The sequence below is a fragment of the Halomonas sp. 3A7M genome, from assembly GCF_014897875.1.
In the GTDB taxonomy this organism is placed as follows: domain Bacteria; phylum Pseudomonadota; class Gammaproteobacteria; order Pseudomonadales; family Halomonadaceae; genus Vreelandella.
Window position 1 is genome coordinate 1 of record NZ_JABUZD010000014.1, and the last position, 12,151, is coordinate 12,151.

10 protein-coding genes are annotated in these 12,151 nt (G+C 51.8%); 4 read left to right on the plus strand and 6 right to left on the minus strand.

The genetic code is table 11. From position 1 onward, the window contains the following. Positions 1–1,062, minus strand: a 1,062-nt coding sequence (locus tag INT19_RS00735) for a phospholipase A (protein ID WP_226924407.1), incomplete at its 3' end; no start/stop codon positions are given. A gap of 177 nt (positions 1,063–1,239) precedes the next feature. Between INT19_RS00735 and mscK the strand changes: the two genes are divergently transcribed. Continuing rightward, positions 1,240–4,581 carry a mechanosensitive channel MscK gene (gene mscK, locus INT19_RS00740; RefSeq protein WP_193059330.1) on the plus strand — a complete coding sequence of 1,114 codons (3,342 nt, stop codon included), beginning with the start codon at positions 1,240–1,242 and terminating at the stop codon, positions 4,579–4,581. Between the two features lie 47 nt (positions 4,582–4,628). On the opposite strand, the gene INT19_RS00745 is transcribed toward mscK, so the two are convergent. The 3 genes from INT19_RS00745 to INT19_RS00755 are packed head-to-tail and all read right to left on the minus strand — an operon-like array spanning position 4,629 to position 8,733. Then, entirely contained in the window at positions 4,629–5,405 is a 777-nt protein-coding gene (locus tag INT19_RS00745; RefSeq protein WP_193059331.1) for a TlyA family RNA methyltransferase, read from the minus strand. Positions 5,406–5,448: 43 nt separating this feature from the next. Further along, positions 5,449–7,479, minus strand: coding sequence for a hypothetical protein (locus INT19_RS00750; RefSeq protein WP_193059332.1), 2,031 nt, complete (start codon positions 7,477–7,479; stop codon positions 5,449–5,451). 30 nt (positions 7,480–7,509) lie between these two features. Then, entirely contained in the window at positions 7,510–8,733 is a 1,224-nt protein-coding gene (locus INT19_RS00755) for an ATP-grasp domain-containing protein (protein WP_089038628.1), read from the minus strand. A gap of 213 nt (positions 8,734–8,946) precedes the next feature. Between INT19_RS00755 and INT19_RS00760 the strand changes: the two genes are divergently transcribed. The 3 genes from INT19_RS00760 to INT19_RS00770 all read left to right on the plus strand — a co-directional run bounded on the left by INT19_RS00760 (position 8,947) and on the right by INT19_RS00770 (position 10,682). After that, positions 8,947–9,276, plus strand: coding sequence for a DUF1820 family protein (locus INT19_RS00760; RefSeq protein ID WP_009100748.1), 330 nt, complete (start codon positions 8,947–8,949; stop codon positions 9,274–9,276). An 84-nt stretch (positions 9,277–9,360) separates the two neighbouring features. Next, positions 9,361–9,996, plus strand: coding sequence for a TIGR04211 family SH3 domain-containing protein (locus INT19_RS00765; RefSeq protein WP_193059333.1), 636 nt, complete (start codon positions 9,361–9,363; stop codon positions 9,994–9,996). Between the two features lie 53 nt (positions 9,997–10,049). Continuing rightward, positions 10,050–10,682 carry a thiopurine S-methyltransferase gene (locus INT19_RS00770; RefSeq protein ID WP_089038626.1) on the plus strand — a complete coding sequence of 211 codons (633 nt, stop codon included), beginning with the start codon at positions 10,050–10,052 and terminating at the stop codon, positions 10,680–10,682. 55 nt (positions 10,683–10,737) lie between these two features. Here INT19_RS00770 and INT19_RS00775 read toward each other — a convergent pair whose 3' ends face one another. Together INT19_RS00775 and INT19_RS00780 are read right to left on the minus strand one after the other, a co-directional pair. Beyond that, on the minus strand, positions 10,738–11,331 hold the full coding sequence (locus tag INT19_RS00775) for a YajG family lipoprotein (protein WP_089038625.1): 594 nt from the start codon (positions 11,329–11,331) through the stop codon (positions 10,738–10,740). Between the two features lie 136 nt (positions 11,332–11,467). After that, the coding region (locus tag INT19_RS00780) for a DMT family transporter (RefSeq protein WP_226924409.1) at positions 11,468–12,151 on the minus strand (684 nt) is incomplete at its 5' end.

Here is a 12,151-nt window from a genome sequence, read left to right on the forward strand (position 1 = left end):
CGCAACGTGAAGTAAGTCAACTACGTCCTGGAATGAACGCTTACATCGGTTCAGCCCTGACGTACTGAACAGGGGATTTAAGCTAAAGCCGATGCTGAGACGATGCACGCGATTGTTGTAGTCAATCATGCTCTCTCCGTAGCCGTAGTAGTACTGTAGATGGGCACGCACATTGTTAAATGCAGGCCAGCTGTAGTCTATTTGAGTGCCATAGTTACCCGCGCTTGGGTTGCCACGCAGTTGCCCCGCGACCTCGTGGTTACCATTGAGTCGTTTTGCCAGGCGGATATCGCCATAACCGACATAGCGTTCTATGTCTGGGTTGTCATCGTCGCCGCTGGACTCAGGTACGCGCCAATGAGGGGCGAGTGATAGTGCCCAGTCACCACGTTGGAACGTGCTTTCCAGATAAACTCTGTTCCAACTGCGTGAAAGCGGGTCTGAACGGCCGTTAGACTGATGAATGAAGGAGAGACGATTGCGCGTATTTACCCAGCCTAATGCGCTCCAGGCGTTATCAAAATCAATAAAAATTTCAGGTTCATAGTTAGTTTCCCGGAAGGGGGAAGAAGCATCGGTATTATAGGCCTGCCACCAGCTACGCTGGGTGTAGGCAAAATAGACATCGCCAATGTCGCCAAACACATCCTCTGCGAGGTTGAATTTAGCGCTAAACTGAAATTTCACTTCGACGTCGTTAGGTGGAGAGTCTGCGGAAATGCTACGAAAGTTTTCGCTGTTCTGGTTGGTGCTATAGCTAATAGGGAAAAGATAATTAGTTCGGTGAGTCGTAATCGCAAACGGATTACGTGACGACTCCTGCTCAAATTGGCGGCGTTCACTGAGATCCTCAAGCGCCATCTCTTCTGGAAGCAACTGCGGAGCGGGCGTGGATTCGCTTCCTGCCGGATCTTCAACCTGTTGCAGCTGCTGACGCAACTGATAAAGTTCGCTGTTGAGTGCGCGTATACGAGCCTCAATTTCCTCGCGGGTCTCTGCAATGGCACTTTCAGTGCCTAGCAAAACAATTAAACTAGTTAACAGCAGTTTTCGAATGACCATCAAAATGGCTCGCAAATAAATAAAAGGCAGTTATCAGAGACTCTTCTATACACGCCCATCGCGTAAGTCAACTCCTCCCGTTCGTCAAACGCGTTAGATTGCGTAAGAAGCCAGAACGCCTGACAATGGCGATCTTCCTGATTGGAGTAGTATCCATGTCGATGAGGCATATCTAACGTGGTCAAAAATGCACTGAAGGCACTCCTCAAGCTCTGCTTTATTTATCTATTGTTTACGACTGCTGGTGCCGTATACGCGCAGGCTGCGTTGCTTGATCAGGTCCCCTCTGAGGAGCAGCTATCTGAGCGATTAGCCGAGCTTGAGTCGCAAGAAAGCGAGCTAACCACCGAGCAAACTCAGGTCAAAGAAGCGTTGACGGCTGCGCTACAAGGCTATGAGCGCCTGCACGCAGTTGAAGAGCGCATTGAGGCGTTAGAGCAACGGGTTGTCCAAGCGCCCGAAATATTGCTTCGTCTAGAGCGTGAGCTGAACGAAGCGGAGGAACAAAGCCGACAGTTCTCAGTGGATAACCTTAGTGATATGCCACTGAATCAGCTGGAAGCGCAGCAAGCAGAGGCCGTCGTGGAGCTTCAGCGGCTTCAAAGCCAGTTAGCCGAAGTTAACTCTCAGCTATTGGCCGCGCAAGCACTGCCTGAGCGCGCTCAGCAAGCAATTTCAGATGCGTTACAGCGCACTGAAAGTTTACGCCGTCAGTCTGATGAGCGAGAAGCCTTGCTGGGTGATCGGCAACTATCGGCACGCCACGATGCACAGTTAATTCAGTGGCGCATTGAGCGAGCCCTTGCAGAGCAGGAAGTAAACCTTAACCAGCGTGAACTAAGTGCCAACAGTCGGCTACGAGAGTTGGCCCAGGAGCGCCGGGAACTCATTGAGCTGCAAATAGACCAGCAGGAGCAGCAGCTTAATTTGTTGCAAGGCGTCATTGATCGTCAGCGGCGGCTACAATCTGAGCAGGCAATTGCTGACGCCGCAAAGAATGATCCACTGATCGCTGAAGGGCACCCTGTGGTGCTCAATGCTCAGCAAGCGAACCAAGCACTGAGCCTTGAACTGTTGCGAACAACGGATAGAGCGAATGGCATTATACGTGAGAATATTGAAGCCCAGCGTCAGTTAGATCATGTACGGCAACTTCAGCGTAGCCTGAACGAACAAATTGATGCTATTCGTGGTAGCCAATTGTTGTCGCGTATTCTTCGAGAACAGCGCCAGTCGTTACCGTTAGTCGCGCCAAGGCGTGATTTACAAGATGAAATTGCTGATTTGCGTCTCAAACAGTTTGATTTGATTCGGCAGCGTGATCAGTTGCGCCAAAGCGATCGCTTAGCGACCCAGCGCTTGCAGGAAGCAGGGGTTGACGTCACGCCTGGATTGGTGGACTCCCTAACACGCCTTTATCAGTCGCGCCGTGAATTGGTAGAGCAGCTTGAGCAATCTTACGGAAGCCTGCTGAGTGCCGCTATTGAGCTTCAACTTAATCAACAACAGCTATTAGAGACGACGCGCGATTTACGGGCGACCATTGATGAACAGCTATTCTGGGTAGCTAATAGCCGTCCTCTAGATTTCAATTGGTTACGACAAATTCCCCACAACCTTCAACTGGAGTGGCGAGAAGGCGAGTGGCGGGCGGTTTTGCCCTCTCAGTGGAAAGGTTTTTCTTGGAAAATGCTGATTGGCGCGCCGTTTATTTTGCTTGGCGTGGTTCTGGTTGGGCTGCGTCGGCGAATTAAAGCACGGCTTGCGCTCATTCACTCACAAATTGGTCGACTGAAAAGTGATACTCAGCTGCATACCACCAAGGCGGTGCTGCTAAACGCTCTGCTTGCGTTGCCAGGGCCGTTGGGGTTGGCAGGTATTGGCATAGGCCTAAGTGAGGCTGAAGGTGCACTGGCAAGCAGTGTTTCGCCAGCGCTACTACAACTGGCGCTTAGCTGGGCTGTCGTGGCTTGGGGCCGCCGGCTACTCGTTCATGATGGGGTTGCTGAGCGCCATTTCACCTGGGCACCTGCTTATACAGCGCGGTTGCGTAAGCTGCTGGGTGGTTTCGGACTGGCGTTAGCGCCCGTGGTTGTTATTGCCGCGCTCTCTGGGCAAATGGAAACACCGCTGGCGTTGCGCCCAGTGGCGATAGGGCTGTTTGCCGCGGGCCTGGTGGCAATGAGCTGGTGGTTGGCACTATTAATCCTGGCCCATGTGCCATTTTTCGGAGTGCGACTCTTCCGGTTGGTGTTAGGTCTAGCGATGGCTTCAGTGCCGCTAGTACTCCTTGGACTTGTGGTGTGGGGATATGAGTATACGGCGTTGCGGCTAGTTGCTCGCTTTGCAATCACCCTTTACCTGTTGGGCTTGTGGGTCGTCGTTGAGGCCACGGTCGTACGTAGTTTAGCCGTTGCAGCACGGCGGCTAGCTTACCGGCGTGCGCTCGCTAGACGTCGTGCTCAAGTACAAGAGGGCGCAGAAGGTGGGCTGGAGGTCGTTGAAGAGCCACCTTTGGATATGGAGAAAATTAACTCTCAGTCGTTACGCCTATCAAAGTTGATTTTGTTGATTGGCTTCAGTGCCCTGCTGTATCTGGTGTGGTCAGACCTGCTGGCGGTACTGAGTTATTTAGACCAAGTTTCAATATGGGATGCGGAAGAGGGGGATTTGGTCGGAGACGCACTATCGATTTCCGATGTGTTTACCTCGCTACTTGTGATTGCCATCACGTTCATTATGGCGCGTAACTTGCCTGGCTTGTTGGAAGTAATGGTGCTTTCACGCTTGTCCTTAAAGCAGGGTAGTGCTTATGCCATTAGCTCGCTGCTTTCTTATACCATTGTTGGTACTGGCGTAGTGATGGCATTGGCCACGCTGGGCGTTTCTTGGAATAAATTGCAGTGGCTGGTGGCGGCGCTGAGCGTGGGCTTAGGCTTTGGTCTTCAGGAAATATTTGCCAACTTTATTTCTGGTTTGATCATTCTGTTTGAGCGCCCAATTCGCATTGGTGACACCATCACGCTGGGTAATCTACATGGCACGGTCAGTCGGATTCGCATCCGGGCGACTACCGTGACCGACTTTGACCGAAAAGAAATTATCATTCCGAACAAAACGTTTGTGACGGACCAGCTCATTAACTGGTCACTTTCGGATAACGTGACCCGCGTGGTGCTGACTTACGGTGTTGCTCATGGGTCTGATCTGCCTTTAGTGCATACATTGCTGCGCCAGGCTGCCGACGAAAATGAACGAGTGTTAGAAGACCCAGAACCTCAGGTTTTCTGCCTGAACTACGGGCCGCACAGCCTGAATTTTGAGCTGCGCATTTTCGTTAACGATTTGCTTGACCGCTTGTTTGCTGCTGACGAAGTTAACTGCCGGATCGACGAGCTGTTCCGTGAAGCGGGCGTTAGGGTGGCCTTCGAGCAGATGGACGTGTGGCTGCACCGCGACCGAGGCGAGTCAGTTAAAGTGCAGTCAGCTAACCGGCTACCTCCTGATAACCTAAGCTAATGACTAGGTTAGCATCAGGGGGGGGGGTTGTGTTTAAGTACTGGTTTTTAAACGCTTTGTTCTTCATGTTTGGTGGCGAACAGTAAAAACTCCCGATTACCGTCACCACCGGTAATCGGGCTTTCCTGCCAGTGGCTAATGACTAAGCCGCACTCTGTACAGGCATCACGTATCTTTTTCTCTACCTCTGCATAGTGGCTAGCGTTACGCACGATGCCACGCTTATCCAGTGCGCCTGGTGCTAACTCAAACTGTGGCTTTACTAATGAGAGTAGTTGCCCCCCAGTGGGAAGAAGGGCGGCGATCTCAGGCAAAATCAGGGTTTGCGAGATGAACGAAACGTCCATCACGGCTATATCGATAGGGTGTTTAGCCACGGCGTGTTGAAGGGCTGTCGATGATGCCATGTGACGAGCATTTAAGCCTTCAAGACACGTGACTCTCGGGTCATCACGTAAGCACTCGGCTAGCTGGGTATGCCCGACTTCAACACCGATAACATGTCGGGCGCCAAATTGAAGTGAGCAATCGGTAAAACCTCCCGTTGATTGGCCAACGTCTAACACGATGCTCCCTTCCAGGCGCATGTCTAGAGCGTTAAGAACGCCCTCTAATTTTAATCCTGCCCGGGAAACGTAACGTTCCTCAGGGTCTTCATCAATATGAAGTGGAGTATCCAGCGGCCATTTTTCGGATGGTTTTACGAGTGGCGTGCCATCTTGAAGAAACACGCGACCGTTGCGAATTAATCGCTGCGCGCGTGTACGTGAACTGGCCAGCCCTTGGCTGACCAATAATTGGTCTAATCGTGTTAGTTGAGTCATTGTCGTCAATATGGCGGTTATTAAACGCTGCTAGCGAGTCTCGCTACGGAGTATGTGGCCCTTTGTCTGCCTGCAGTTCGGTGGGGGATAAGCGGCTAGCTCCCCAGCTGCGATGCAGATAGCCTTTTACAGATTCAAGTTCTTCTTCCGTTACTGTGGCTAACTCGCCACGCTCCAACGGATCAAAGTGGTAAATATATAATCGAGACGTGAACTGTGCGAAGGGGAGCGAGGCTTCGCCAAAGCGTTCTCCGTTACCTGAGGTGCTAACTTTAACGCCGTCTCCCCAATCTTGGCCGCTGTCGTTATTGGGGTTGTAAAAATAGATCCTCATCACATCGTTGGGATCTAGTGAGGCGCGCAAAATGGTAATTGCATGCCAACCAATAAACCGGGCAGCACTGTCAGTGACGGCAATGCCAGCAGGCTGAGGATGAATTAGCGGTTGGTTGCCATTGTAGTAAGGGTGATAGCTGGCGTAGAAGTGACGAATAAAACTATCTACGCCGCTAAGTTGGCCGGAGGCAACATCAACGTTGATGCTAAAGCCCCGACCTGACCACCATCCGTGAAATTCTGGGTTAACCCAGCGGTGGGGATCGCCTTCGCGGCCAATGCAGCGCCTGCCCATCTCAGCGTAAATACGGTCAAGATGGGGGACAACGATCAACGAGGCTGGGTCGAGGTCCATCGGAAGCTCGGAGGCAACGCCTGAGGCGCTCTCCATTGAAGAGATTGGCTGACCCTCGAAATGCATAATGATTTCATCATCACGCGCAGCCCAAGCCACCATTTGCAGTAGATAGTCAGGGTCGTTATAAGCCCACATAGAAAGCGCTCTCGCTGACTGGCAGGTAGGGTTGTTGCCCTGTCCTACACCCAGCGGCAGTCCTAACATGCAAAGCACACCTTCAATTAAACGTGCGCGGGGTGATGCATCTTCACCATAAGCAAGGTTCAAGCGTGCTTCTGACCACTCTGAAAGCTTTAGATTTAGCTGCCGCCACATCGCTGGGGCAACCGGGGGTTGATAGAGAATGCCCCGCTCCAGTAGCAGTGCCAAGCCATACACCGCTTGGGCTGTGGCGGGATAAACACCACCGCGAATTAGTGCATGCACTAGCTCGCGATAGCAGAGTAGGCAGTCACGCCCCGTCGACGAGAGACCCAGTGCCTCTGATAGAAGGTGGTCGCCCTCTTCGAGTAAATAGCGCATCAGTATCGTGTGATAGGGCGACACCAGCCCTGTGTCATGCATCGCACGGGCGAAGCCTGTGGATTCCGCTTGCAAAGCCGCGTTATCCATACGCTCCAGTCGTTCACGGTATAGCTCAACGCCGGGGTCTTCACGACAAGCTTGGGTCGGCCCGAAAAGTGAACTAACCAGCCTGTCAGCCCCTTGACCACTTGCTCCCAAATCAATGGCTGGATTAACTTGGCACAGCGCAATTTGGGTGATCATCTGTTTTATGGGATCAACCTGTATAGGGCGCTGTTTTAAAATGCGCCATATTTCATCAATTAGCTGATCAATAACGTGTTCGTAGCCAATTCGGTCGGCTAGGTGTTGAAACAGTTGCCGGGGAATCGTCGCTAATCGACCCTGGGTTTCCCGTTCGGCTTCGCTAGGTGCGTTAAATAACAGCCACAGATTGATGGCCATTACTTGGGTTAAATAGTGGTGTGCATGCTCTTGGGATACCAGAGCATGTAAGTAATCACCTTTGGCGACTGCTAAAAGTCGCAGCTCACTCAGCGCCTCAATAACGACCACATTGGCGTCAGGGCTTTTCAGAGAGAACGTAGTGAGAGTAGGTACTAGGAACTGTGGGGTTTCCCAGTCTGAGCCTGCAAACACACCGGCGGATTCAAAATCCGCCGCGCGTGCTTCGAGGGCAGCGCAGCCACCCTCCTGCATCAAGATTCGGCGCGCAGTATCCATTACGCGGGGCAGTTTCGCCGGTTTAGAAAAAGCAGGCGCCTGCGAAAGCAGGCGCACCGCATCATCAAATTTGCTCAGCAATCCATTGAGCTTGCCATCTTCAGTTGAAGATGCCTCTTGATTGATCGTCACATTGACTCCTTATCCCAGCCGAGGCAGGGATTATACATAGAAGTCGAGGTCTTCTTGGCGTTTAAGCAGATCACGCAGTGTGTGTGCGTCTTCGCCTTTAAAGTAGACCAAGCCCCAGTGGGTACCAAACGCCGTACGTTTAGTGACGGTTTCTTCAACCGGTGATGTCAGCTCGTGGGATTCAAAATAGGGATGATCCTCTGTTTCTTCAGGAATCTCTAGGCGGCTAACAACCCGGCGGCGGGGATAAACGCCAAAGCAGCCCGCGAACCCATCTGCGTCCACCACCTCTTTGGGAAAGAAGGCAGCGACTTCTTCTTTTGTGCTTTTAGGATCGAATACCAGCATAGACGCCTGATAGGCGTTAAATCCGTAAACCCGCTCGAGAAGTTCGAAGACTTTAAAGCCAGGTGGGCGGTAAGCGACTTCGCCAAAGTACATTTCACCGTCGCTGGTGACAAAGTACTCGGGATGAATGAGACCGAATTCAATATCAAACGCTTTGATCAGCTTTTCGATTTGTGCCGTAATCTGCTCGCGGTATTTTTCAAGCTCTGGAGACGCAGGCACAAATACTGAGTAGCCAAGTGTGACGTACTCTGAAATATTCAGGAAAGCGATCTTGCCATCGTGAATCCACGCTTCTACGGCGAATTCCCAGCCGTCTAAGTGAGACTCCATCAGCACAGGGAACTCTTCGTCGGGGATAGTATCGACTTCATCCGGTGTGCGAATAACGCGGTGGCCAAGACAGCCAGCCTTATCGAACGCCTTCAGGTGGATAGGGTCGTTGGGGTCGCCATCCAGCTTGAGTAGCGTCTGATTAACGCGTTTAAGAAAGCGTACTACGTCATCTTTATCGTGGGCTTCTTCGAAAATACCCACACGGATGCCGCCAAGCTGGGCGCGACGCTTCATCAATGCTTTGTCGCGAAGCAACAGCGATTGCCCGTAAATACGTGGATTGTCGAGTAGCACAGAGTTAATAGCGCCAGCCCACTCAACGGTTTCCTCATAAAGCGGAATAGCGACGTCGACGCCTTTTTCTTTCAGCGTTTCAGCAATTTCGATGGAGCGATCATTGAGACGCTCAAAATTCCATGGAACGTAGGGAATATCATGTTTCTGGCAGTACTCCTCGGCCCAGTCGGGTGCAACCACGATGTAGCGGCGGTCAAAATTCTCAGCCGCTTCGATCGCATTGAGGCTCCAACCTAGTAGGGCGATATAGCCCTTATTGGTATCCTTTTGCATGACGGTGACTCCTGTGGGTGAGTGAATAAAGTTGCCATACCACTTACTTCACCATACACGATAGGGCCTTCCGTCGGCTAATTAGCAGCCACTGAAGGTGAAAGTAGCCAAAAATAAGCGCTTTTGAGGGTGGCATACTAAAGAGCAAACCCCTGAGTATGTTAGGCTAGGCTCCTTAACATTATGTTCAAGTGGCAAGAGGAATAGGCCAAGATGGCGGCCAAGCCGATCTACCGTGTGGTGGTTCACCAGCAGGGTGAAATATGGGATTTATACGTCAGAGAAATCTTTCAAAGCGAACTCTGGGGCTTTATTGAAGTCGAGGAGTTTGTCTTTGACGATGCGTCGCGGGTTGTTGTTGATCCAGGGGCGGAAAAGCTACAGCGTACCTTTGAAGGTGTTAAGCGCAGTTATCTGCCGCTTAACGCCATTGTGCGTATTGACGAAGTAGAACGTGAAGGCCCTTTGAAAGCAGTTAAAAGCGATGCCCGCGTCGCAGAGTTTCCTCGTCCCTTTCCATTGCCGCCTCGTGGAGAAGGGTAAGCGCCTAGACAAGCGCACCGCTTTGAGCGATACGCGCGACGGCTTCGTCTGCCTCGCGCGTTTTTACAATCAGGACATGACGTCATGCAAGTAAATAAACTTCGTAGTAGTTGTTACGCCACTGCCGTTGGCGTGTTGTTGAGTATCGGAGGAGCTCCTGCATTTGCCCAGTCTGATAACCAAGCTTGGGTAAGCGATGAGTTAAGCACGTATGTGCGTAGTGGCCCCACCGATGGTTATCGTATTGTGGGAACGTTAAATGCAGGTGAGCAGGTCGAGGCGCTTGAAACAAGCGGTGATTATACCCGCGTACGTAGTAGTAGCGGCGATACGGTGTGGGTGCTCAGTAGCGAGCTACAGCAAGACCCGAGTGCCCGTCAACAGCTACCCGTACTACAAGCCCAAGTCGATGAGCTTACCCAAGAATTGGATGGCATTAACGATACTTGGGAGCAGCGCATTTCTTCTATGACGGAAACACTTGATATTCGTGAAAAGCGGATTGTCGAGTTAGAAGCGCGTAACCACGAGCTTGATAGTGAAGCAGAGCAGTCTCGCCAGCAGGTGCGTGCCTTACAGGCGCGTCTAGACACCCAGGAAGAAGATCTGCTAATGCGCTATTTCATGTACGGCGGTGGGGTTGCCGGCGCTGGGTTATTAGTCGGGCTGATTGTCCCCCATTTACCGCGTCGTCGTAAAAAGAGAGACCGCTGGTTTTAAAGCGACGTAAAAAACAAACGTTTTGTGTAAATTTCGAGCACGAGGTGGCCGCAATGGAAAACCCCTGGCGCCAACGTTGGCAAGAGGGACGTATTGGCTTTCATTTGTCCGATACACACCCGGCGCTTGTCCAGTACTGGCCTACGCTTAATGTGACGCCTGGGGCCAAAGTACTTGTGCCGTTATGCGGAAAAAGCCTGGATATGCGTTGGCTAGCAGATGCAGGGCACCCCGTGCTGGGCATTGAGTTGGCTCCTGAAGCAATCGAGCAGTTTCTGGCCCAGCGCAATGCGAGTGTATCGCGCTATACCCAGGCAGGTTTTAATGTCTCACGCCAGGGTAGCGTTGAAGTGTGGTGCGGTGACTTTTTCCACTTGCACATCAAGCAGGCGGCGGAAGTGGGCGCATTTTATGACCGCGCTTCATTAATTGCACTGCCTCCGGCTACTCGAGAGCGCTATGCCTTCCACCTTGCTCAGTTAGTGCCGCCTGGTGCTAAAGGGTTATTAGTGGGGTTAACCCACGATGAAGACAATGCAGGCCCACCTTACAGTGTGCCCAACGGCGAAATTGAGCATTTGTTTATGCCCAACTTCCGCGTTGAATTGGTTGAGAATAGAGAGGCTGATGAACGGGGCCGCAGCGAAAGCATTTGGGTGCTGGAGCGTCGTGGCCCGCACGTATAAATCTGCCCGCAAAGCGGGCAGATGTTCTCAGAATAAGCTATCAGGATAAAACGGTTTAGCGAGCGAGTAAGCGGCCCAACTCTGGGTCACTAAACGCACGATTTAAACCATCACTTAACAAATCGTTTAGCATGCGTGCATTGGCATCTTCGCTGGGCTTGATGGCATAGCCTTGGGTGCGTCGCGAGGTGTAAGTGCCGGTATACGTCGTGCCTTTGTTCTGGGCAATCGCTCGGAAAACTCCCTCAATACGCGCTTCGTCGATCAGCGGTTGGCCGCTTTCACCTTTGGCATAGTTAAGGCCAGCGAGTTCAAGAGTAATGCTCGGGCGGCCTTGGGCAGCATCGCGAGTAGGAGTGAACCCCATATCGCGCACAGCGCGTTCTGCTTCGGCTTGCAGCTGCGGAATGAGCTCATGACTGCTCACGGTAATCTGCGCGGTCGACATACTGCCACCTGAGCGTGTTCCAATCACTTCACTTTCTCTGGCATCAGCAGTTATCACGGTGACTTGTTGGCCAGAGCCTGTCTGCGGCACGCTGGCGCTGCGCTCTGGGCTTAGCTGTAGGTACTGAGGGCTAGCGCAGGCCGCTAGCAAAACGCTGGTAAGCAGCGCACCAGAGAGGTGTAAAAAATGGCGCCGACGCATGGTCTTCCTCCGCTATGGCTAAAACGTCAGTATAACGCGGGTAGTGTGCTGGCGGTATGTTCTGGTGGCGTGGGTTGTGCCGTCGCTTTCAACGCCGTGTCGTGAGAAGCGCCGTCAGCGATATCGATCAAATGCGTTAGGCTGTTTTTTTGGAATCAGGACCAAGGATTAACCAGACGGACAATAAAATGACGGCAGACCCTGATAAGAACCCGCTGGAAATCGTTTCATCAAGCACTAAAAAGCCCCATAGCACAGCGAAGGGTGGTACTAAGAAGGTGACGGTGAGCGACCGTAAAGGCCCGATGTCGGCGATCAATCTAAAATAGAGGATATAAGCGAGAGAGGTGCATAAAAAGCCGACGGCTAGCAGACTGATCCATACATCACCTTGAAGCCAGTTAATGCTAGGGCCATATGAAATATTCCAGATCAAAAAGGGGCTGAGAAAGGCGGTCGCGCCTATTTGACTGCCAAACGCTACCAGCGTTGAATCTAGGCCGCCCTGTTGGGTTATCCACTTTTGGGTGAGAAACCCCGCAAAGCCGTAACCAATAGTGGCTATGATGCAAGCGGCCACGCCGATGTATATATTGCCGACGATATTTGAATCACCCACCGTAGTAATGACCGTAATACCGATAATACCTAATGTGACACCTATCCATTTTCTTAACGATAAACGCTCGCCAAAGATAAATAAGCCAATCATGGCACCCGTTAAAGGCGTTGTGGCATTTAAAATAGCGGAGTATCCAGCAGGTAATAATGTTGCTGCTAAGTGCCTAACCGAAAGTTTTCGTGCATAATGTATGTAGGA

What these genes read in the sequence shown, in the direction of transcription:
- INT19_RS00745 (WP_193059331.1), bottom strand. Translation starts at nt 5,405, where the DNA reads ATGACTCAACTAACACGATTAGACCAATTATTGGTCAGCCAAGGGCTG.
- INT19_RS00755 (WP_089038628.1), bottom strand. Translation starts at nt 8,733, where the DNA reads ATGCAAAAGGATACCAATAAGGGCTATATCGCCCTACTAGGTTGGAGC.
- INT19_RS00760 (WP_009100748.1), top strand. Translation starts at nt 8,947, where the DNA reads ATGGCGGCCAAGCCGATCTACCGTGTGGTGGTTCACCAGCAGGGTGAA.
- INT19_RS00765 (WP_193059333.1), top strand. Translation starts at nt 9,361, where the DNA reads ATGCAAGTAAATAAACTTCGTAGTAGTTGTTACGCCACTGCCGTTGGC.
- INT19_RS00770 (WP_089038626.1), top strand. Translation starts at nt 10,050, where the DNA reads ATGGAAAACCCCTGGCGCCAACGTTGGCAAGAGGGACGTATTGGCTTT.
- INT19_RS00775 (WP_089038625.1), bottom strand. Translation starts at nt 11,331, where the DNA reads ATGCGTCGGCGCCATTTTTTACACCTCTCTGGTGCGCTGCTTACCAGC.